Origin of the sequence: Rhodococcus sp. ACPA4 (assembly GCF_002300185.1) — a bacterium.
Taxonomy (GTDB): domain Bacteria; phylum Actinomycetota; class Actinomycetes; order Mycobacteriales; family Mycobacteriaceae; genus Rhodococcus_F; species Rhodococcus_F globerula.
This window is the reverse complement of the sequence record NZ_NSDY01000003.1, coordinates 204,225-225,162: the sequence shown is the minus strand read 5'-3', so window position 1 is coordinate 225,162 and position 20,938 is coordinate 204,225. Positions and strand designations below refer to the sequence as shown.

At 59.1% G+C, this 20,938-nt stretch carries 17 protein-coding genes and 6 pseudogenes; 17 read left to right on the top strand and 6 right to left on the bottom strand.

The genetic code is table 11. The features are described from left to right. Positions 1-60: 60 nt before the first annotated feature. Positions 61-663 (bottom strand): PadR family transcriptional regulator, encoded by a 603-nt coding sequence (locus CJ178_RS31185; RefSeq protein WP_095889118.1) that lies wholly within the window; start codon positions 661-663, stop codon positions 61-63. Between the two features lie 332 nt (positions 664-995). Between CJ178_RS31185 and CJ178_RS31180 the strand changes: the two genes are divergently transcribed. The 6 genes and pseudogenes from CJ178_RS31180 to CJ178_RS31160 all read left to right on the top strand — a co-directional run bounded on the left by CJ178_RS31180 (position 996) and on the right by CJ178_RS31160 (position 5,746). After that, a complete protein-coding gene (locus CJ178_RS31180; RefSeq protein ID WP_095888910.1) occupies positions 996-1,850 on the top strand; it encodes a fumarylacetoacetate hydrolase family protein in 855 nt (284 codons plus the stop codon). Position 1,851: 1 nt separating this feature from the next. Next, positions 1,852-2,169, top strand: a pseudogene (gene fdxA, locus CJ178_RS33100) (ferredoxin); the annotation flags it as partial. After that, the gene (locus CJ178_RS31175; protein WP_306453234.1) at positions 2,167-3,291 is read left to right on the top strand and encodes an NAD(P)/FAD-dependent oxidoreductase; all 1,125 of its coding nucleotides are present in this window, start codon (positions 2,167-2,169) and stop codon (positions 3,289-3,291) included. The pseudogene fdxA and the gene CJ178_RS31175, both read left to right, overlap by 3 nt. A gap of 7 nt (positions 3,292-3,298) precedes the next feature. Further along, positions 3,299-4,114: an HpcH/HpaI aldolase family protein gene (locus CJ178_RS31170; RefSeq protein WP_179300896.1), complete on the top strand. Its 816-nt coding sequence runs from the start codon at positions 3,299-3,301 to the stop codon at positions 4,112-4,114. A 5-nt stretch (positions 4,115-4,119) separates the two neighbouring features. Further along, on the top strand, positions 4,120-4,482 hold the full coding sequence (locus CJ178_RS31165) for a cupin domain-containing protein (protein ID WP_257013672.1): 363 nt from the start codon (positions 4,120-4,122) through the stop codon (positions 4,480-4,482). Between the two features lie 61 nt (positions 4,483-4,543). After that, positions 4,544-5,746: an amidohydrolase family protein gene (locus CJ178_RS31160; RefSeq protein ID WP_095888906.1), complete on the top strand. Its 1,203-nt coding sequence runs from the start codon at positions 4,544-4,546 to the stop codon at positions 5,744-5,746. A 206-nt stretch (positions 5,747-5,952) separates the two neighbouring features. Here CJ178_RS31160 and CJ178_RS31155 read toward each other — a convergent pair whose 3' ends face one another. Further along, positions 5,953-6,720: an IclR family transcriptional regulator gene (locus tag CJ178_RS31155; protein WP_095888905.1), complete on the bottom strand. Its 768-nt coding sequence runs from the start codon at positions 6,718-6,720 to the stop codon at positions 5,953-5,955. Between the two features lie 1,024 nt (positions 6,721-7,744). Between CJ178_RS31155 and CJ178_RS31145 the strand changes: the two genes are divergently transcribed. The 6 genes and pseudogenes from CJ178_RS31145 (at position 7,745) to CJ178_RS33835 (ending at position 13,727) form a co-directional block, all read left to right on the top strand. After that, positions 7,745-9,079, top strand: coding sequence for an aromatic ring-hydroxylating oxygenase subunit alpha (locus tag CJ178_RS31145; RefSeq protein ID WP_095888903.1), 1,335 nt, complete (start codon positions 7,745-7,747; stop codon positions 9,077-9,079). Continuing rightward, positions 9,076-9,588 (top strand): aromatic-ring-hydroxylating dioxygenase subunit beta, encoded by a 513-nt coding sequence (locus tag CJ178_RS31140; protein ID WP_095888902.1) that lies wholly within the window; start codon positions 9,076-9,078, stop codon positions 9,586-9,588. Before CJ178_RS31145 ends, CJ178_RS31140 begins: the two co-directional genes overlap by 4 nt. Before the next feature lie 11 nt (positions 9,589-9,599). Continuing rightward, positions 9,600-9,875: pseudogene (locus tag CJ178_RS33770) on the top strand (Dabb family protein); the annotation flags it as partial. Positions 9,876-9,914: 39 nt separating this feature from the next. After that, positions 9,915-10,817 (top strand): VOC family protein, encoded by a 903-nt coding sequence (locus CJ178_RS31135; RefSeq protein WP_257013622.1) that lies wholly within the window; start codon positions 9,915-9,917, stop codon positions 10,815-10,817. Beyond that, positions 10,798-12,084 carry a hypothetical protein gene (locus CJ178_RS31130; RefSeq protein ID WP_095888900.1) on the top strand — a complete coding sequence of 429 codons (1,287 nt, stop codon included), beginning with the start codon at positions 10,798-10,800 and terminating at the stop codon, positions 12,082-12,084. The genes CJ178_RS31135 and CJ178_RS31130 overlap by 20 nt, the downstream gene beginning before the upstream one ends. Positions 12,085-12,692: 608 nt before the next feature. Next, positions 12,693-13,727: pseudogene (locus tag CJ178_RS33835) on the top strand (IS110 family transposase). A gap of 163 nt (positions 13,728-13,890) precedes the next feature. Here CJ178_RS33835 and CJ178_RS31120 read toward each other — a convergent pair. Continuing rightward, on the bottom strand, positions 13,891-14,295 hold the full coding sequence (locus CJ178_RS31120) for a hypothetical protein (RefSeq protein WP_095888899.1): 405 nt from the start codon (positions 14,293-14,295) through the stop codon (positions 13,891-13,893). A 500-nt stretch (positions 14,296-14,795) separates the two neighbouring features. On the opposite strand from CJ178_RS31120, the gene CJ178_RS31110 reads away from it, so the two are divergent. Further along, entirely contained in the window at positions 14,796-15,572 is a 777-nt protein-coding gene (locus tag CJ178_RS31110) for a hypothetical protein (protein ID WP_095888897.1), read from the top strand. 260 nt (positions 15,573-15,832) lie between these two features. Then, positions 15,833-16,105: a hypothetical protein gene (locus tag CJ178_RS31105; protein WP_143547569.1), complete on the top strand. Its 273-nt coding sequence runs from the start codon at positions 15,833-15,835 to the stop codon at positions 16,103-16,105. An 80-nt stretch (positions 16,106-16,185) separates the two neighbouring features. Here CJ178_RS31105 and CJ178_RS31100 read toward each other — a convergent pair. Further along, positions 16,186-16,614, bottom strand: a pseudogene (locus CJ178_RS31100) (ATP-binding protein); the annotation flags it as partial. Between the two features lie 44 nt (positions 16,615-16,658). Here CJ178_RS31100 and CJ178_RS33505 point away from each other — a divergent pair. Both CJ178_RS33505 and CJ178_RS31090 read left to right on the top strand, forming a co-directional pair. After that, a pseudogene (locus CJ178_RS33505) lies at positions 16,659-16,839 on the top strand (helix-turn-helix domain-containing protein); the annotation flags it as partial. A 241-nt stretch (positions 16,840-17,080) separates the two neighbouring features. Beyond that, positions 17,081-17,491 carry a hypothetical protein gene (locus tag CJ178_RS31090; RefSeq protein ID WP_095888895.1) on the top strand — a complete coding sequence of 137 codons (411 nt, stop codon included), beginning with the start codon at positions 17,081-17,083 and terminating at the stop codon, positions 17,489-17,491. 275 nt (positions 17,492-17,766) lie between these two features. Here CJ178_RS31090 and CJ178_RS33500 read toward each other — a convergent pair. Together CJ178_RS33500 and CJ178_RS31080 are read right to left on the bottom strand one after the other, a co-directional pair. Continuing rightward, positions 17,767-18,305, bottom strand: a pseudogene (locus CJ178_RS33500) (ATP-binding protein). A 263-nt stretch (positions 18,306-18,568) separates the two neighbouring features. Further along, the gene (locus tag CJ178_RS31080) at positions 18,569-19,516 is read right to left on the bottom strand and encodes an AraC family transcriptional regulator (protein WP_095889117.1); all 948 of its coding nucleotides are present in this window, start codon (positions 19,514-19,516) and stop codon (positions 18,569-18,571) included. 210 nt (positions 19,517-19,726) lie between these two features. Here CJ178_RS31080 and CJ178_RS31075 point away from each other — a divergent pair, with 210 nt between their 5' ends. After that, complete coding sequence (locus tag CJ178_RS31075) at positions 19,727-20,938, top strand: cytochrome P450 (RefSeq protein WP_095888894.1); 1,212 nt, start codon at positions 19,727-19,729, stop codon at positions 20,936-20,938.

Below are 20,938 nucleotides of genomic sequence, written 5' to 3'. Positions count from 1 at the left end.
TCCGACGTGGTCAGGCCGGTCGTGTCGATCGCGTAGTTCAGTCGCGGTGGAGTTTGCGATTCAGTATGTGGATCCGGGCATCCGGTCGATGAGTTCTTGTGAAAGCCAGGGCATTTCGCCGCTCTCGATGTCGTTCACCAATGCGTTGATCCACTCTCGTTCGGCGACCGTGAGTGCGTGGGCGTAATCGGCGCCCACCGTAAAGATTCGTGGCTTTTCCACGCCATTCATCGCTTTGTAGTCGGTCTCGAAGTTCGCAATTGTCTCGTCAAGATGCGTGAGGCGGATTCGAAGCATCTCACACGCGGTCGCGGCCGGGAGGTTGTGCATTTCGGCGAGTGCGAGTGGCAGTCGCGGATACTCCCGCACTGGAATTGCCAGCATCTCACGCGTTTGGTGTTCGAGGGCCATCCGGCCTCGTGCGGTGATCCCGTAGGTCGTTCGCTCAGGACGATTTCCTTCACGATCGGTACCGATCGAGGCGAGAAGTTCCCGCTTTTCCAGGATGGACACCGTGTGATAGAGCGAGCCGGGCTTGATCTTCACCAGTTGATCCCCCCGGCGAACCGAGGCAAGTCGATACATTTCGTAGGGGTGCATCGGACGCTCGGACAGTAGGCCCAGGACGGTGATTCCCAGGGGCGTCAGTGGCACGTCACCCACGAGTTCCACTCAGACCCCTCCTGACAATCCGTCGACGGAAAGCCGACTGTGACTATTTCTTGACCATTCGCGTAAATGGTCCGCACGGAATATATCAACAATTCCATGTTGGAACCCCGGATCGCCTGAAATTCATTGTCTTGCTTGATGTTAACAGCGGTGGGCTGTGATCGACCGGCAGTGTCAGTCCGGCGCTCTGGCTTCGTGCATCGATCCCAGCTGCGCTGGTGGAGGCGCTGTAGCCGAGCCGTTCCGGCGCGGTCGCCGCAGAGCGTGTGCACGCCACACGTATTGCTTGACATCATGGCGTCTCGCAATGCAATATACGAGCCATGGAGCTGCTTCTTACCGATGATGGCATCGGGGTTTTAGAGGGCGAATCAATTACATTGCTGGCCAAAGAGTTTGCGGATCTTTCGGAAGTTCTTGCGGCTGGATCCACATTGGAGGAGCTTCGCAAGGCGCCGGTTCGGAACGAGATCGCATTCTCTGATGCCCGAGTATTGACCCCGCTGGGACGTCGGATTTCGATCTGGGGTGTCGGATCGAATTATCGACCGCAGACGGGGACGCAGTTTGTCCGCTCGGGCAATCCGACCATCTTCATGAAAGCTCCGAGCAGCCTGGCGAATCCGGGTGCGGAGATCGGGGCACCAGACACAATCGCAGACCAGCTTGACTATGAGGGCGAGCTGGCCGTCGTGATTGGTCGGCACATGTGTGACGTGTCCGAGGAACATGCGTGGGACTACGTAGCCGCGATCACTGCCGCAAACGACTCCACTGCCCGAGACGTGATGAAGGCAACGGATAATCCCACGCTCGGGAAGTCCTTCCCACAGTTCTCGGCGATCGGTCCGACACTGTTGCCGCTGTCTTGCGTCGAGAATCGCGACGATATTGCGGTCCGGAGTTGGGTGAACTCAGAACCTCGGCAGAATTCTTCCACTCGCGAGCTGGTCTATTCCGTACCGGAATTGCTCGCCCGCATTTCGCGGTTCGCGCTTCTCTTACCCGGAGATGTCGTGCTCACAGGTGGACCGAAAGGACGGGGGATCGATTCCGGGCAATATTTGAATGTTGGTGATGTTGTGACGATTTCGGTGGGAACCTGCACGCCGCTGGTCAATACCGTCGGTGCTCGTTCGGGCTCGGTCTCGCTTCGCGAGCTTATGAAGGAAGGGTGACATGGCTTACGTGGTGACAGAGTCGTGCGTCGATATCCAGGACAAATCTTGTATGGAAGAGTGTCCCGTGGATTGCATCTACGAAGGCCCGCGAATGATGTACATCAATCCTGACGAATGCGTCGAATGCGGCCGATGCGAACCGGTTTGTCCGACAATCTCAATTTTCCATGAAGAAGACTTGCCTGAAGACCGCTTGCCGTACCGCGAGATCAACGAGGCCGTATTCGTGAACCTCGGAATGCCTTCACCCGGAGGTGCCCGCAAGATTGGTCCCCTCGCCGTCGATCACCCGTACGTCGCGGCGTTGCCGCTCATGGCGTCCGCAGTGAAAACCGCTGAGCCGGAGTACATAACCCACACCGCACCGCTCGCCAGTGCGGCATCGGTGCCGGAGACCGCCGCTGAGAGGATTCCAGTGAGAGATCCGCTGGTCCCGACGGGTATGAACGGCGTTGGCCCGTCCGGAAACCATGAGGTCGATGTAGTGATTGTCGGGGCTGGTCCGGTCGGGCTCTATGCCGGCTATTACGCGGGATTTCGAGGTATGTCCGTCGCGATCGTGGATTCGCTACCGGAGCCCGGTGGCCAATGTTCTGCCCTGTACCCGGAGAAGGAAATCTTCGATATTGCCGGTTTCCCAGAGGTGAAGGGGCAGGTACTCATCGATGGTCTCGTTGCTCAGGCGCAAAAAGCGAAGCCGATCTGGGTTCTCGGTGAGCGCGCAGAAAAGTTGAGTTGCTCTGCCGACGGAGTGGAACTGACTACCGCGCAGGGGACTACCCTCACTGCCAAGGGCATTGTCATAGCCGGCGGAATAGGTAACTTCGAACCGCGCGTGCTCGAACCGGCAGCTGATTACCTTGGCCGCGGTCTCCAGTATTTTGTTCCGCGCCTGGCTGACTTGGCCGGGCACGAGGTTGTGGTCGTCGGCGGCGGTGACTCTGCGGTGGACTGGGCGCTCGCTCTGGAAGGGGTCGCATCGTCGGTAACCCTTGTGCATCGTCGCGGGAGCTTTCGTGCGCACGAACACAGTGTCGCTCAGCTTCGCAGTTCGTCAGTGAACGTACTGACCTCATGCGAAATTGAATCTGTCAGTGGCACCGAGCGCATCGAATCAGTGGTCGCGCGCGGTGTAAACGGTGACCGTACGACGCTCCCCGCGACTACGGTGGTGGCTGCGCTCGGTTTCTTGGCGGAACTGGGGCCGTTGCAGGAGTGGGGACTCGAGCTCCACCAGCGTCGTATCCTCGTTGATCGCACGATGCAGACGAACATACCCAGGGTTTACGCGGTCGGTGATATCGCAGACTTCGAAGGCAAGATCAGGATCATCGCCGTTGGATTCGCTGAGGCTGCGACTGCTGTCAACAACTTGGCGCCGCTGGTCAATTCATCGTGGTCGGCCTCGCCCGGGCATTCCTCAGAGATGTCGGTGTGAGATGTCGATGCGAATGCTGGATATGCGTGCTGGTCTTCGCCGAGGCTTAATCGAGACTGCAACTGTCATAGGGACATTCGTCAAGATCGATGATTGCAGCGTCGTCGATATCGCGCACACCGCCGGGCTTGATTTTGTTGTGATCGATGCCGAACACTCTCAACTCGGTGACGACAGTGTCCGTCAACTTCTCGGATATGCATGTGCACTTGGCTTTCCGGCATTGGTCCGCATACCCACGCTGGACATCGGGTATGTGAATCGCGCGTTAGAAGCCGGCGCCGTGGGCATTCAGCTCTCGAATGTTGTCTCGCGTAAGCAAGTTGACGATCTGAAAATGGCGACAAGATATGCCCCGTCGGGGAAACGGAGCATCAGTCTTGCGCACAGCCAGGCCGATTACGGCCGCGCAGGGATTCCGAAATACCTGGCAGGAGAGGTTGAGCAACCGCCAGTGCTCGTTGTCCAGATCGAGTCACCGAATCTGTCTGACCCACTTGATCATATAGTGCGCGGCGTCGATGTGGCGTTCCACGGCCCCACAGATATGTCCGTCGCTCTGGGAGATGCGGGTGCCACCGACGGTGAGGCGTATCGATCAGAGCGCATTCGGTTGAGGGATGCTGCGCGCGACGCGGGAGTACCGACCGGATCGTGGGTTGCAGATCGGTCGTCACTCGATATGTCGACCCGATGGGGAGACCGCTACACCGTGATCGGATCAGACCTTCAGATTCTTGCAAGTGGACTCCGCACATTGACGCCGGCATCGGAATCTGCACCTACATACGACCCGATCGGGACCATCCAGGAGCAATCGTGAACGACATGCAGCACCTTTCCGTAGCCGTGAATTGGGACGAGATTGACGAAGAAAAAATTCGCCCAGGAGTGAGCCGGAAGATCTACTCGACACCTGACGTGATGCTGTGTTGGCATCATTTGTCCCACGGCATGGTGCTTCGTCCTCATTCACATGACGACTTCGACCAACTTGCGTTGATACTCGAGGGTGAAGCGGACTACTACGTCGACGGAGTACCGCACCGAATGCGAGCGGGATCAATGCTCTTCGTGCCCGCGAAGCAGCCGCATTACATCGAACCGGTCACCGATTTTTGCATCAATGTCGATGTTTTTGCGCCACCTCGAAAAGACTACGAGGGCAGTGGATTTCGTGCATATCGTTAGCCCGCAACTGTCATTTTGTGCGCAGAGTGCTGCGTACCACTACTAATGCTTGGAGAATCGAATGCAGGAAGACAACTCTGCCAGGCAGCACGACATAATTTTGAGGGGAGGTAACGTCTTCGAATCTACGACGGGGACCTTCCGCACGTCAGATATTGCCATCAAAGGTCGTCATATCGCACGAATTGCCCAAGACATCGCCGGCACTGCAACACATGTCGTTGATTGTCGTGGCAAGATCGTTTCTCCGGGCCTGGTCGACATGCACACTCATGTTTACGACGGCGTTTTCGAGAAGTCGGTTCCAGTGGTGGAGGCGCATCTTCGACGCGGTGTTGTGGCAGTGGCCGATGCAGGTAGTTTCGGTTGCAGCAATTTTGAAGGCTTTCGTCGATACATTGTCGAGGATTCACCGTGCCGAGTGGTTGGGTTCGTCAATATTTCCTCGGTGGGTCTGTCGAACATGGAGGTGAGCGAGTTCGCGTCGCCCGCAGCAGTCATGCAGGACAAGACAATTGCAGTCGGCAAGGATTACCCTGACATCGTCAAGGGCGTCAAGGTTCGGCTCTCGCGAAGTCAGGCAGCTGAAACTCCACTCGAATATTTGCGCGCAGCAATCGAGGTAGGCGAGAGCATCGGCAAGGCCGTCATGGTGCACTTCGGGGAGACAGCATGTTCGATCGAGGAAGTTCTTGACGAGCTTCGTCCAGGGGACATCCTCACACATTCATTCCACGGTAAGTCCGCTGGGCTTCTCGATGGAGGCCGGCTGAATGAGGCCGCTCTCGCAGCGCGGGAGCGCGGTGTGTTGTTCGATGTCGGCCACGGTACGACGCAACTGGCCTATCGAGTTGCGCGTATCGCACTCGAACAAGGATTTTATCCGGATACGATCGGATCTGATCTCAGCCTGCGCAATTGGCGTGAACCTGCATATGACCTACTGACGGTCATGTCGAAAATGATTGCACTGGGAATGCCGTTGTCCGATGCGCTTGTTGCGTCGACAATACGTCCTGCTGAGCTTCTGGGTATCAGCGTGGACGGATACGGAGTGTTGGCAGAGGGAGGGATGGCATCGATCACAGTCCTCGAGCAGTTGACGGAACCCGATATTCTGCCGGACGCAAGCGATGATCGACTGCCGGTGAAACGACTGGAACCGGTACTGGTGGTAAATCGGGGCGAACTTGTGGATCAGGTGCCGTGGCGGGGAACGAACGTGCGCCATGTGGCTCCAGTAGACGACGGAACCTGTTGTTGAACCGTGCTTGAGGGCCTTGCTGTCGGAGAAGTGCCGCCAACCGTCTGCGACGGTTGGCGGCACTTTTCCGATATCGAAGGCATTGTCAAAGGTCCGGATAACAGATGCGAATAGCTGTGCAGGGTAGGAGTCGGCAGGCGAATCGTGTGGAAAAGTTTGATATTGCCGGGGCGCGAGTGACGAAAATCCTTGTGCCCCGGTAAGAATCAGGATCCTAGTCCGGATGCAAGATCTGCGGTCGTCTGCAGCAATGCGCGGACCATGGGGGATTCGGGCGCTGCCGAGATGGATTCTGCGGTCCCGACTACTGCAATCGTTGCTACTACCTCGCCATCGGCGAATACCGGTGCGGCGATGGTCCTGGTTCCGTGACCGTCGGGCGAGTTAACTGAGAAGCCGCTCGAACGTACTCGCCGAAGCTCTTCCCGCAATCCGGGAACCCGGCCCATTCGCTTGACGAGTATTGGATTATCGTCGTTGTCGACATATGCGCAGAATATGCGACCCTGCGCGGATGTGAACAGCGGCAGCCGAGTGCCTGCTCGAATGCTGACTCTCGTGGTTCGGTCGGTGTTGTCTTCGGCGCGGACAACGACAACGGAATCGCTTCCGTCCCAGATGCTCAACACGACGGTTTCGTTGATCTCCCGCATGAGGCGATCCATGAAGGGGCCGGCTGCGGTGATGATGGGTAGTCCGGCACGGGCCGCTGACGACAGCGCCAAGATCTGGGGTCCCAGCGAATACAGCGCCTTGGCTTCGTCGTAACGGAGTAGGTCGACAGCACGGAGGGCTTTTGTGTAGCGGTGTGCAGTGGGTTTGCTGGTGCCGAGATGTGCGGTCAATTCGTTGAGGCTCAGCCAGGGTTTGCGAACGGTGAATGCGGACAGGATCATCGCAGCACGTTCGACGGCCTGTATCGCATTGGGGCTGGCTTCAGCAGCATTATCGGGTTGATCGGTTTTCTTTGTCATCGTGTCCCCGGGTTCGAATTGTTTCCCCAGAGCCTACGGTATGCGTGACTGACCAATGCATCGATTCGGATCGCAGCCCGTGGGTAAGTATTGCTGGTCCTGGTCGATCGTTGTGTATTGCTTTCTGGTGTTACATATTGCGATGTGGAACGGATACCTTGTGGGGGCAAGGTTCACATCTGCGCTGCTCTTGATTCGAAGTGGTCGAATTGGGCAGTGGGAAGGCTTCCCAAAATGTACTTCAACCAGGCAATATCAGTCAGAACACACTCGCGAGTGCGCCGGTTCGACTACGGTTAAATGCTGAGCATAGCTTTCGTCGGTTTTGTCATGTCACTGAGTCGAACCGCCTTTCGGTGGCGGTGCCGACACCAGGTCCTCTCAGCCTCATCATATCCATATGCGATATACCATTGCACAAAGTGACACGTATTGATACTCTCGGCTGTGTCGAGAATCGCGTCGAGAGGGTGCATTTGTCCGCCTCTTTTCGGTCATCACACTCCTCGATTTAGCAACTGTTTCGCGGCCACGAACGCAAGGACGATCAATGACAGCGAATGAAACTCTCACTCCGATCAAGATTGAGGCTGCACGGCGCGGTAGTGGAATGGCGACGAGCGAAACTAGCGGCGTTCGATACGGAGTGCGCTGAACTCTAGGTTGCCGACCAGTCGCGTGTCGCGGATATTCCCGCCCTTGGCGCATGATCGCAGCGGACCGTCTCGCGACCGGTCACCGAGCCGCGGTGGTGTGGATAACCGTCGAGAGGCTGGGGGCGGATTTGACGAGGCTAAGCAGATATTGGTTGGAACTCGCTGCAGCTGATCACTGTCAGGACCTCATGACCGGACAAGCCTGCTCCCAGATGGAATGACCCTGAGACGGGCACGGGCGAGGGTTGGCGAAACAACCTGGCGTACCGAATCTCACTGAGCGTTGTATCGCACCATCACTCGAAAGATTGTTCACAAACCCTCCGTTTCTCGCTCAGCCCGAGATACGACTGTAGGAGATTGACAACATGACGCAAAGCATCACCCAGCATGTACCCGAACGACTGGGCAACGTTTTTGTTCGAGAAGACTGGGACAACTTGACCTTTCGTGTAGACCGCGAGGCCTACCGATCTGCCGAGGTATTCGCGGCCGAACGCGAACGGGTATGGATGAAGACCTGGGTCTATCTCGGACACGAGACCGAGATTCCGAGGAATAACGACTACCGCGTTCGGGTGATTGCGGGTAAGCCTCTGATTTTCGTCCGCGACAACGAAGGGAAGATCAGGGTATTCCTCAACTCCTGTCCGCATCGCGGAACGACACTGTGTCGTGAGGCGGAAGGAAATTCCCGGCACCTTCAGTGCTTCTATCACGCATGGACTTTCACAACGTCAGGCGAGATCGCAGCTATCCCGGGTGAGGATGCATACGACTTTTCACGTGACTTTCGGGATTCGGTGAAACTGCGTGCCGTTCCGCGGGTCGACAGCCATGAGGGATTCGTCTTCATTTCGTTTGCAGAGGAAGGGCCTTCGCTGGAAGAGCATCTAGGCGCTGCCGCGGATGTCATCAGCATGGCCACCGAGCAGAGCGCCGCCGGCATGGTCGCGTTGCCCGGAATTCAGCGTTACGGCATCAAGGGAAACTGGAAGCTTGCCGTCGAAAATGCCATGGACGGTTACCATTTCGCTCCCACGCACAATACGTTTGTCGGGTATCTGAGAGAAACGGGATTCCACGTTACCGACGACGATCAGTATGGATACAACCTCGGCAACGGGCATTCCATGCTGGTGCTTACTGGTCACAACGGTCGCCTCGGAATGTTGTGGGAGCCCCGGTTCGGCGAGGAAGAGAAAGAGCGCACCCGCAAAACACGGGAAGAGATGGCCGCAAGGCTCGGGCGTGAGCGTGCTGACACGGTAGGTGATGCGAGCCGAATACTCTTTGTCTTCCCGAATCTCCTGCTATTCGACCTCGAAGCCCTGACCATTCGTCAGCTCGAGCCGCTTGCAGCGGGTGAAACTGATGTCCGCGCTTGGCAATACGTCCCCACTGACGAGTCTGACCAGGCCCGTGAAATCCGCCTGCGAACCATGGCCAGCTTTGTCGGCCCAGGCGGGTTGGCCACGCCGGATGACATCGAAGCTTATGAAGCCGTGCAGCGTGGCATCGTCGCGACGGCCGGTGACCGACGTGGAATCAACGACTACAGCGATATGTCGCGTGGAATGATCTCCGAAGTACGCGGAGAAAAGGGGCGTTCCATCGACGAAGGACAGATGCGAACTTTCTGGCGTCACTGGAGCCGAGCAGTAGGAGAGGTCAACGGGTCGGCGGAGGAGGATCAGTCATGACTGCATCGATTACACCCACAACACACCATGCGGATGTCTCTCGTTTCGACGTCGAGGAGTTTCTGTACCGCGAGGCCGAGATTCTTGACGCGTGGCAGTTGGATAATTGGTTGGCGCTCTTCACCTCTGAATCTGTGTACGAGGTACCGACTACCGATTGGCGCGGCTGGGACGAACGCGGCGGCGGGTTCTTCATCCTGGACAATTACGACCTGATTCAGGCGAGGGTCAAGAGACTGAAGAGTCGCAAGGCACACGCCGAGAACCCCAAATCTCGTGTGCACCGCATGATCAGCAATGTCGCAGTGGGCGAACGAACCGGTAATCTGGTCGAGATCAAGGCGTCGTTCGTGATTCACCGCTTCCGCGACGAAACGACCCAGTGCTACGTGGGCTACTACAAGCACCTTCTCGAGATCGCGGAGTCCGGGCTTCGCTTCCGGCGCAGGCGGTCGGTGCTTTCGCATGAACTGCTCACGTCCGGTGCACGACTGAGCTTCATCATCTAACGGGGAGCGACATGATCAAGCACGTAGTCGCCTTCAGTTTCAAACCGGAGGTGGAGGAAACGGATCGGCAAGCGATCCTCGACGAACTCGACACCTTCCCCGCTCAATATCCAGCCATGAGCAATTGGGTACTGGGACCCAACATCAGCGAACGAGACACCACGATGTCTCATGTATTTACCGTCGAATTCCCCAGTCGTACAGAGCTGAACGCATATCTCAACGGACAATCACACGAATCGTTCGTGACCGAAAAATGGCGATCCGTAATCGCTGGACAGACAATCGTTACGGTCGATTCGTATCATCTGAATAGGACTGATCCCATGACTGCTACCGCAACACGGCCGCGCGGTCCTTACGCGTTCGAGTACGCGCGGCTCGCTGTGCCCGACCTGGCCAGTTCGATCAACTTCTACACCGATCACGTCGGATTGAGTCTGGAAGAACGTTCGGCTGAGCACGCATTTATGCGCGCAGATACCTCTCACCATGTGATCGAGCTGGTGGAGGACACAACGTTGTCCGATTTTCATTGTCTTGCTTTGGGTTACAGCGCAGAGTCTGCGACTGTGCTTGCCGAGATTCGGCAGCGACTCGAAGACAACGGCATCGAGGTTTTCGACATGCATCCGCGCACTGCCGCGTTGGTCGAAGACGGATTTGCCGTCAAGGATCCGAATGGTCAAACAATCGAGATCTTTACCGGGTTCGAGGAATACGCGGAACCGCCGCTCGTAGAGTGGCGCCCCCTCGAAATCGTTCACCCATTCCTGTCCACGCCGGCGTATCGTGAGTCCCAGAATTTCTACCTCGATATCCTCGGCTTCCTCGCGTCGGATTTCATCATCTCGGACGGATTCGGTGCCTCTTCCTTCATTCGCGGCGAAGATCGATACCACCATTCACTTGCACTGAGGCAGGATAATTCGTACTACGTCGCGCACCTGTGCTTCAAGATGAAGAGCCTCGACCACGTGATGAGGGGACGCGCGAAGGCGCTCTACAAAGATGTGAACATCGCCTCCGATATTGTCAATCATTCGGCGTCCACTTCGATCGCCTTCTACCTCTATGAGCCGCAGCACGGACCCCGAATTGAATTGTGCGACGGCCACCGTGTTTTCACCCCTGAGGAGCACGAGACTCATCAGGCGCGACGGATGACGGCCGATCCCCGAAATATCGATGTATGGCGAGCAGCGTCGGATGACTGGGAACGCTTCTGAGCTGACACCGGTCGCGGCTCGTCAGCGCCTCCTCGTGGAGGCGCTCGAGTTGCTGACCAGTGTGTCGAGCCCCGCGGGTGAGGAGCGACTTCTTGCGGAGTCCATCGTCAGTTGGGGTATGTCGCAGTTTCCCCACCTTCATTGGGAGCTCATCGACGGTGACGGAGAAAATTCGTCCTCGGTACTTGTGACAACTTCGCGAGATGCTGAAACCGGTGGACTCCTTCTTTATTCGCACCTGGACACGTCGCTCTTCGGCGATCTGGTGGTGGATCGTCCAATTCTTGGTGACGTGGTGCGGGATGAGAAATATCAGCTAGAGGATGCATCTCGCATTGTTTCCGGGTTGGGGTTGGGAGTTGCCAAAGGACCGGCAGCGGCTGCCCTCACTGCGTTTGTATTGGCGGCCGAAAAACTGTCCGACATGGCAGGACCGTATCGTCTGCAACTGCTATTGGCTGCGGGCGGTACTCACCGTACAGTCGAATCAGCTTTCGACAGCCCGTCGCGAAGACGGACGGGAGCTACGGAATACCTAGCAGCACAATCACACCCGAGACATGTGATTGTGGCGAAGGCTGGCCCGCGAGGGGTTCTGTACGACGAACCGGGCGCGCTCTATTTCCGAGTTCGCGTTTCAGGCGAGTGGGGTCCAGTGATGTGGCGGGCTACCAATGCGCCCGAAGGTGGGGTGCTGCGGCATTGTGGCCTGATCATCGAGGCCATCGAGGAGTGGGGTCGGTGCTATGTGGATTCCGCAGAGGCCGGTGAGCAGTGTGGCGCCGAAGTCGGTTTGGGCGCGATTCGCGGTGGGATCATCACAAAGCCGGATCTGATTCCTGCAGTGGTGGAACTGTACGGCTACCTCGTGCATCCAGGCGAGATCGACGCTGTGATCATCCGGGAATCTTTGGGCGGGTATTTGCGCTCTTCCATTCGAGGCACGGCATTGGACCGCGAGTGCGTACACATAGTCGTGGATATCGTCCACATCGATCAGGGCGCCGCAACACCTCGAACATCGGAGATTGTGCGCTCTGCTGAAAATTACTGGAGGACAGTAAAATCAGATGAGCTTCCGGTGATCTCCCGGTGGAAAGGATCGACGGACGGCGTGGTCTTTCGCGTGGCAGGAATTGATACTGCACGAGTAGGACCATACATTTCACTTCCGTCGCCAGACGGCGTCGATCGGATTTCCCTCGACGAGCTGCTCGACTGCGTTGACATCTATGAGCGGATTGCCGTCGATACCGCCCGTCGCTGATTCCGAAACTTGGGGCAGGTCGAAAGGAACTCCGTCGATGGCCTCCGCTGGCCCATCCAAGCCGCCGGCGGTTTACAAACTCGGGGTACATCAATCCTGGGTCGTCGCTTTGCATGTGCGTTTTGCCGAGCATTCATTCGGTTTGTGGGCCACGTTTCACAACACGCGAGGCGGTCCCAACTTGTGGTCACTAGGGCGCTGCAAGGTTGCAGGGGTGGGGTCGAGGTCGGTGAGTATTCGCTTGTCCTTGGCTCCAGGGAAGTGTCTAGGCGGGTATGCCGTTGAATCGCATGTAAGTGTTTGTAGTGGCCGGCCCGGGGCGGGCTGACAGGATAGGTGTCGTCGCTACAACGCCGTGTGACTCGTGAATCGTTTTGCTCATTCGGGGTGCACTGGCCGGGGTTTGTCCACTCTGTTGTGGCGGCGACGGAAGGTCCGGTCCTTCTTCGGTGGCTTGATTTTCAAGCCTGCCCGACCCCGTTGCCGCGAGGTCGTGGCTCATTACAGGCCTGCCTCGAAGTGCTCTTTCCGGGCCGACGGGCGACAACGACGTCGCCCATCGGAAGGGACATCCGTCGCTATGCCTATCGCCCTAAGATCATTACGAGATCGTCATCGGTGTAGATACCCACGCTGCCGCCCATGCGCTGTGTGTCGGGGCCGCAGCAACCGGTGCCGCGGAAGGACAAAGCAAGTTTTCCAGCAAGTCAGCGGGTCTTGATCGGGCCCGCACGTGGATTGCACACAGAGCAGTTCAACAAGCCGCCCTCGTCGTCATCGAAGGCATCGGCTCCTACGGAGCCGGACTCTCCTGCCGCGTTCTTGCGGCGGGATTCCCGGTAGCCGAACCCTCCGTGATGGGTTCGGCGGATCGGCGAGGAGTCAGAAAGACCGACGATCTCGACGCCGCTCACATCGCCCGGTCGGTTCTGTCTGTCGATGTCGATCGACTGCGCCGAGCACGTGCGGATGGATCGCGAGTGGCGATGCGTGTTCTCGTGGTCGCTCGTGAGCAGATAACGTGTGAGCAGACGCGCGCGGTCAATGCGTTGACCGGCTTTGGTTCGTACCGTCGAACTTGGTGTCGATGCACGAAAATCGTTGACATACAGTCAGATCACGGCGATCGCAACCTGGCGAGCTAGGTCCGAGGACGCCACCACTGCGACGTGCCGAGCAGAGGCCGTGCGACTAGCCAAGAGGATTCGTGCGCTCGACTCGGAGCTGATTGACAATCGAGATTCTCTCGACGCATTGGTCAAGACCAATGCGCCAGAACTTCACTGCCGCGGTCGGGGTGGGCGCAGTGGTTGCAGCGACTGTCCTGATCGCGTGGTCACATGCAGGTCGGGTGCGTTCGACAGGCGGCGTTCGCCTCGCTCGCCGGGATCTGCCCGGTCCCGGCTTCATCAGGTAACACGGTGCGCTACAGGCTCAATCGCGGCGGTGACCGCCGTCTGAACAGGGCGCTGACCACCATTGTCATCGTGAGGATGCGGGTTGATCCCCAAACTCGCGCCTATATCGAACGTCGACGAACCGAAGGCCGCACAACCAAGGAGATCATGCGATCCCTCAAGTGTTATGCCACCCGGCAGCTGTTCCGGACACTCGCCACTGCACACCCAATCTTGGTGTCTTGACAGATATAGAAGCATCCCGGCGGACTCGCCGGTGCGATTCAGTGAGGGACGAGAGGACCTTGGTGTCGCCGTCGACGAGCAGGATGCGGGCGGGGTCAGTCACTTGATCCATCGCGCCTGAGCGCGGAGAAACTAGGCTCGCCCGCCCGCAGCGCTTACCGGGTCAGCAGGCCGGCATGGCGGATGTGACGCTCGCGTCCGTGCCTACGGCTGCCTCGCCGGTACCGGGCCCCTCGGCGTAGGCACGGGTCTCCTCGGCGCTGGCGACGACCGCGGGTTCGATGGCGGCTGCGGGCGTGATGTCTTCCCGGCTGACCTCACCCTTCGCGACCAGCGCGTCGACCTCTTCTGGGGTCAGGTCGCGGCCACACTCGCTGTTCGGGGTGTCGGACTGCATGGCCGGGGCACTCTCCAGGACGGGGGCGGAGACTACGACCGGTGCGGTCTCGGAGAGGCCGCCGGTGGCCCAGGCAACGCCGGGCATGGCGATCGCGGCGACGGCAGCGATTCCGGCTGCGGTGATGGCGACTCGCCGGCGGACTGGGTTGTCGATGGCGGTCTTACGCATGGGTGATCTCCTCGCTCAGGGTCGTGGCCAGGATGGCCTCGACATCTCCGAATCTATGGGCGGGAAACTTGGCGATCGTTAGTGAGCTCTTAGGGGTTGGTTAGAGAATCCTGCTCGTCTGCTGTCATGACTGCTGTGCGATCCGCAGCACACCACGAAATCCCTCGGGCGTGATGGTTGGCGGTCTGCGCTTTGTGGTGGTTGCAGGGCCGCCGAGGCGATCGAACTCATCATTTCGGAGCCGCGGATCGACGCGGTAGTCGATGACCCGGATGTTGACAATGTTGGTGAGTGGCAGGCAGGAGAAATGATCCGGTTTGCCGATGGTCAAAACGCACACACAAACCCGCAGGAACGAGAGAGCGATTCGGTTACTGGAGTCTCGTAGGGAATCAGGAGTCACGTGAAGTGGTGGTGCCGCTATGTTCGTATGCGAACGGACGACAGCTCCGACAACCCGCACATCCAGTTGTCGGGTGCACCGCGGGGAGACTGGAGCAGTGACCGACGCCAGACTGCAACCAACGCCCGCGCGATTCCGCGCTCTGGCCCGCTCCTCGCCGTGGCGTTGGTCCAGCATCCAGTTCGAATGGAAGGATCGCGGCGCCGCAAGCGCCGACCACGTCTGGATTCGCCGGCCCGACCGCTTCCGCATCGAAGGGCCCGACGGCACCCTTCGAGATACTCGAGTCAGCACGAGAGCGTTCGAGGGATCCTTCTATAAGGAAGGATCCAAGGGGAAATGGCTTCCAACGCCAGGGATATGGCCCTCTGAAACGGAACCGGCCCTCAATTCCGAGGGCCTCGTCACCGACCGCCCGGGTCGATCGGACATAGATTTCGACGCACCGTTCTACACCGATTATCACTGGGTGGCGATGCTCGACCCGGCCGAACTCACGGACCGAGGACTCGGCGGAACCGACGACGACCAGACGCCGCCGGTAGAGCTAACAGGTCTGCGTGCTGTGACGCATCACGGCCGCGCCGCCTGGGAAGCAACGGCCACCCCGACGCCGAACTATGACCCGCGATGCTCGTGCTGCTCATTGCTGGCCGGCGAACCCACCGACGACCAGGATCGATGGATATCGGAATCGTCGTCGACGATTCGCCTCGACGTCGAGACTGCCGTCTGCGTCTTCATCGAGCACCTCGACGATCCGCCACGCGTCGATCTCGACATCAAGATCATCGACGTCGACGGCCACTACGACGACAGCCTGTTTCGTAAGCCCAGATCACCTTGGTCCCGACTACTGGGGCCGCGACGCTGACCATACGTTCAGCGCTCGTCCGTTTCGTCGATGGTCAAAACGCACGCCGAATCCCGCAGGAACGATCTGAGCGCGATTCGGTTGCCAGGCTCTCGAGAGCAATCAGCATCCGCTCGGTGGGGGTGTGTGTCGTCGTGCTTGTAGGTGAACGTATGACGCGTTGGGCGGGAAGAATGAGGGAATGAGCCTGAGCGTGTATACCGAACGTATCGGCGGCCGATTGGTTGGTTGGGCAGGATCTGCCGTGGTATCAACTCACCGTGAGCGGTCCGATTGGGTTCCCGGCATATGCGAGGTTGCGGTTCATACCGGATCCGACATACGAGGGTCAAAGAGAAAACGACGCTAGCAGTCCGGCTGACGCTCTTACTCCTGCGGACGACGGCTATCTCACCGAGAATGACCAGTTCAAGATCGTCGCAGAGATATCGGCCCCCTACACGTCCACTCCTGACGACTGCTTCTTTTGCTTGTGGGACGGTTGGGGCTGGGACGTCATCGGTGATGACCTTCCGATGGTGAATCTTCCCTAACCATGACTACTGTCAACGGCATCTGAATTTTGACCCCTTTCCGGCATCTGAAAATTGACCCCCTGCATGCGGTTATCCGTTCAGGTGTCGGTGTTCCGGTCGGTCATCGGACGGCCGAGATCACGATCCTTGAGGCGATAGCTGTCGCCCTTGAGGGAAATGACATCTGCGTGATGGACCAACTTGTCGATCATCGCCGCGGCCACGACGTCGTCGCCGAATACCTCGCCCCATCTGCCGAACGGTTTGTTCGACGTGATGATCAAACTGGCCCGTTCGTATCGACTCGAGACCAACTGGAAGAACAAGTTCGCTGCCTCCGCTTCGAACGGGATGTAACCGACCTCATCGACGACAAGCAGCGGATAACGCCCGAGCTTGATCAATTCCGCTTCCAATCGCCCGCCATGGTGAGCATCGGCAAGGCGTGAAACCCACTGGGCTGGAGTTGAAAAAAGTACTCGATGCCCACCCTGGCAGGCGCGGATGGCCAGCCCGATCGCCAGGCTCGGTCGAGGTCGGCCGCGCACAGGTGATCCTCCAGGGCCTGTTGGCTTTGATGGGGGTGTCCCAGTCGCGGGTCTCGCAGATCGAGCGGGGCGACCTCCGACACACAGCTCGGAACTCTGGAGTCCTACGTCGAAGCCCTCGGTGGTCGACTTCGTGTGGTAGCCGACTTCGGCGATCGCTCGGTGACGTTGGGTTCGAGGTCGAACCTCGAAGTCGGAGTCTAGAAGTCGGAACTGAATTTCTAAGCGAAGCGTCGTTCGCCGGACACCCGTTAAGTGCGGTTCAGCTGGGCCTGGAATAGTCGACACGCATGGAAACGGTTGTGATGCTGTCGAGTGGGGACGCGGTGAGTTGCTGACGTTGCAGCGAGCTGCGTATGTGGGCTGAGGCGCAGGCTCACAACGACCCGAGTGCTCCTCCGCGTGTTGAACACGCGCCGGGCATAGCTCCTGCCATGATTCGGAGATGTCGACACGTCTTCCGATGTACAGCGGTGCTTTGGCGCTCCTCGCAGCGGTCGCTTCCATCGCAGCATGCGGGTCTTCGGACAGCGGCACGGATGCAGAATGCCTCGAGGTTCCCGCGGCGGTCATGGAACGGATCGAGTTGCCGGCGATGGCGGCAAACCCGGCCGTACCCATCACGATTTCGGAAGCACAAGCGGTCAAAGCGGTCGACAATTACTACATCGCCGCGCGGTTCAATGCACCGGGTGGAGACGAACAAACCGGCGTGTGGGCGACCTCGAGCCTCGACGGTTCCGGCGCACAGATCTACTCGGCCGAGGGGTACTCGCATGAGTTCACCCGCTGGCCGGAGGCACCAGGGATCGACGCATCGAATCAGTATGTGCAGACAGCAAAGTCCTGCTTGTAGCTGTCCTTATGTGTGGGCCGCGCGATGGGTGGGGGCAGACCGGGGCACTGAATAGCTCTGCGGCCTGCTCACACAGGTACACCCGCCTAGGGATGTCGTCTTCGAGTTCACCGTCGAATTCGCTGAACTCGTCATTCATCGGGTGCACTCCCTGCCGTGGCGGGAGTCCGTCCCCTCCAGCCATGAGACTGTCGGTGAGTTCGGGATCTCTGAATATGTCAATCCCATTCAGGTCCAGTGGGGCGGCTTGATCCGGACCCGCTCGGGTGTATGGGTCAGGCGGATTGCTGACTTCGGGTATGAGCGAATCGGTAGGAGTCGGTGCCGGTTTCGATGATGTTGCCGCCGAACGTGAGCCGATTCACGATCGCCGCACAAAGCCTCGGGTCTGTAAACGTTTTCGTCCAGCCCGAGAAGGACTCGTTCGACGCGATCGCGACGGAATTCTTCTCCTCCCGTTCGGTGGCACCAACCGAGTTGCGAGGACGTATTTGACGCAGTAACACGCTTCGGCGGCCGCAGCCCAAAGACCGATGAGCAGATGCGATTTCCCGGTTCCGGAGTCCCCGATCAAGCACAGGGGTTGTCCTTTGCGGATCGAGTCGCCGGTGGCGAGGGTGCCGAAGATGGAAAAGATGAGTTTGCCGCCGGAGGTGGTGGTGTCGATCGCTTCGGTCAATGATTTGAAGCCAATGCCGCGGGCGGCGAGATCTTCCACGGTTTGCAGTAGGTGGGGGAGTGCGCGGCCGAGTCGGTCGAGCCGCCACACCACCAATGTGTCCCCCTCGCGAAGAGGGGAAAGAAGATCGGTCAGTTGCGGCCGGGTGGTCGTTGCACCGGAGGCGGTTTCGGTTCAGACTTTGAAACAGCTGGCAGCGCTCAGAGCGTCGCTCTGCGGATCATTGGTCTGATCGGCAGTCGAGACCCTCGCGTAGCCCTGTGACCTTCGGAATTATTTGGCAGGTTTTCCCCGAACTACCTGGCACGGAGAACGTGTCGAGATCTGTCGAGCGTTGGCGTGACGGACTGACTGCTGGCTAGTTTCAGAGTGTCCCTGCGGCTTCTCAAGTGAATGCGTCACATTCGCAGCTGCTGAGAGGGGGATACGCCGTACCTCTTCCGGTAGGCCGCCGCGAACCGGCTCGCCCCCGGAAAGCCCCAACGCGCGGCAACTTCAGAGACGTTCGCAGCGTTATCTGCCGACGTCAGGTCCGCGTGGGCGCGGCTGAGCCGGATGTCGCGCAGCGTCGCGGTCGGACTTGCCCCGACGTGTTCGGCAAACCCCTCCTGCAGCCGGCGCACGCTGGACCCGCCGAGCTCGGCCATGTCGGCTAGTGTCCAATTCTTTGCCGGATCGTCATGCAGTGCGTCGAGCACACGCTTGACTATCCTGGGCCGCAATCCGGTCCCGATCGTCTCAGGCGAGACCGCCAGGATGAAGGCAGTCGTGACCGCGCTCGCCAATTGCGGACCCACCAACGGATTCGACAGCAGATCCGCCGGCTCCCGGAGCTGAGCAGTGAGCGCGCGCACGAGGGTGAACCAGCTGCGTTCATCGGGCCCGCCCAAGTCCAGCTGATCCGGGAGCACCAGCCGTGAACGCAGAGGAGTGGCCTGCACGCGATCGGCCTCGCGCTCGAGGTATTCGGCCTCGAACTTCACCCCCACCACCTGACAGTCGCCCGACCACCGGGTGATCATCGACGATCGGTCGGCCGTGAACACGGTCGCCTGCCCGGGCTGGGACACCGTAATCGCGGACCCGGACCGTGAATCGAGGCGTCCGCTGATCGGGATGTTGATCTCATAGGCGCCCAGGTAGTCGCACGCGATGGACACGTCGGTGCCCCAGTTCAGCCGGCCGATCGTGACCGGCCCGAGGTCGACACTCTGCATGGTCAGCGCCAACAGATCCGGTGACGACAACGCGTGCAGCTCGTGCGGGAAGTACACCTTTTCGACGGCCAGGTGCGCGGCCTCCCAATCACGGGTGCGAGTGCTTCTCGGGTGAGGTACTTGGGGCATTTGAGCTTTCGTTCCGTCCATCGGGCTGCGACAACTGCACAAGCGATTCAACTCGTGATCTGACACACATGTCGAGCTTTCAGCGATGGGAATCACTTTTTTCGCGCAATCGGTACTGATCTCGCGCATCGGTTGTCGCCGGTAAGACCAGGCGGCCTTACCGTCATGTCATACCAGCTCAGCGAACACCCGAACTACTGAGGAGACGCGATGACCAGCACTTTGTCCTGGATCGACGGCATCACGATGACCGAACTCGAGCGGAATCCCTACCCGGTCTACGAGCGACTGCGCGAAGAGGCGCCGCTCGCCTATCTCCCGGTCCTGGGTTCATACGTGGCGACCACCGCCGACATTTGCCGGTCGATCGCCACGAGTCCCGACTTCGAAGCAGTCATCACCAAAGCGGGTGGACGGACCTTCGGTCACCCCGCCGTCATCGGAGTCAACGGACCGATTCACCACGATCTTCGGTCAATGGTCGACCCCGCGTTACAACCGCAGGAGGTCGACCGCTGGATCGACGACCTCGTTCGTCCCATCGCACGCCGCTACCTCACCGAGTTCGAGGACAACGGCCACGCCGAACTGGTTGCCGACTACTGCGAACCCGTCAGCGTCCGCGCACTCGGCGACCTCCTAGGACTGCAGTCCGTCAGCTCGGACAAGCTTCGCGAGTGGTTCCACAAGCTGTCGAACTCGTTCACCAACGCAGGCGTCGACGAGAACGGTGAGTTCACCAACCCTGACGGCTTCCTCGAAGCAGACGACGCGAAGAGAGAGATCCGGTCCATCGTCGACCCACTGATCGACAACTGGATCGACAATCCCGACGACAGCGCCATCTCACACTGGCTCCACGACGGCATGGAACCCGGGCAGACCCGTGATCGCGACTACATCTATCCGACGCTCTACGTCTACCTCCTCGGCGCGATGCAGGAACCCGGACATGCGATGTCATCGACCCTCGTCGGCTTGTTCACCCGCCCCGATCAGCTCGAGCAGGTAGTCGACGAACCCGGTCTGATCCCGCGGGCCATCGCCGAGGGTATGCGCTGGACCTCCCCGATCTGGTCGGCGACCGCCCGAATCAGCACTCGCGATGTCGAAGTGGCCGGTGTCGATCTGCCCGAAGGATCGGTGGTCCTGATGTCTTATGGATCGGCCAACCACGACCACACCATCTACGATGCCCCATCCGACTACGACATCACCCGGCCACCTTTGCCGCACTTGGCATTCGGGGCAGGAAATCACGCCTGCGCCGGAATCTACTTCGCGAATCACGTGTGCCGGATCGGCCTCGAGGAACTGTTCGAATCCATCCCGAACCTCGAACGCAACACCGACAGCGACGTCGAGTTCTGGGGCTGGGGATTCCGCGGACCGACCTCGCTGCACGCCACTTGGGAGGTATGA

What these genes read in the sequence shown, in the direction of transcription:
- CJ178_RS31180 (WP_095888910.1), top strand. Translation starts at nt 996, where the DNA reads ATGGAGCTGCTTCTTACCGATGATGGCATCGGGGTTTTAGAGGGCGAA.
- CJ178_RS31175 (WP_306453234.1), top strand. Translation starts at nt 2,167, where the DNA reads ATGGCGTCCGCAGTGAAAACCGCTGAGCCGGAGTACATAACCCACACC.
- CJ178_RS31170 (WP_179300896.1), top strand. Translation starts at nt 3,299, where the DNA reads ATGCGAATGCTGGATATGCGTGCTGGTCTTCGCCGAGGCTTAATCGAG.
- CJ178_RS31165 (WP_257013672.1), top strand. Translation starts at nt 4,120, where the DNA reads ATGCAGCACCTTTCCGTAGCCGTGAATTGGGACGAGATTGACGAAGAA.
- CJ178_RS31160 (WP_095888906.1), top strand. Translation starts at nt 4,544, where the DNA reads ATGCAGGAAGACAACTCTGCCAGGCAGCACGACATAATTTTGAGGGGA.
- CJ178_RS31155 (WP_095888905.1), bottom strand. Translation starts at nt 6,720, where the DNA reads ATGACAAAGAAAACCGATCAACCCGATAATGCTGCTGAAGCCAGCCCC.
- CJ178_RS31145 (WP_095888903.1), top strand. Translation starts at nt 7,745, where the DNA reads ATGACGCAAAGCATCACCCAGCATGTACCCGAACGACTGGGCAACGTT.
- CJ178_RS31140 (WP_095888902.1), top strand. Translation starts at nt 9,076, where the DNA reads ATGACTGCATCGATTACACCCACAACACACCATGCGGATGTCTCTCGT.
- CJ178_RS31135 (WP_257013622.1), top strand. Translation starts at nt 9,915, where the DNA reads ATGACTGCTACCGCAACACGGCCGCGCGGTCCTTACGCGTTCGAGTAC.
- CJ178_RS31130 (WP_095888900.1), top strand. Translation starts at nt 10,798, where the DNA reads ATGACTGGGAACGCTTCTGAGCTGACACCGGTCGCGGCTCGTCAGCGC.
- CJ178_RS31120 (WP_095888899.1), bottom strand. Translation starts at nt 14,295, where the DNA reads ATGCGTAAGACCGCCATCGACAACCCAGTCCGCCGGCGAGTCGCCATC.
- CJ178_RS31090 (WP_095888895.1), top strand. Translation starts at nt 17,081, where the DNA reads ATGTCGACACGTCTTCCGATGTACAGCGGTGCTTTGGCGCTCCTCGCA.
- CJ178_RS31080 (WP_095889117.1), bottom strand. Translation starts at nt 19,516, where the DNA reads ATGCCCCAAGTACCTCACCCGAGAAGCACTCGCACCCGTGATTGGGAG.
- CJ178_RS31075 (WP_095888894.1), top strand. Translation starts at nt 19,727, where the DNA reads ATGACCAGCACTTTGTCCTGGATCGACGGCATCACGATGACCGAACTC.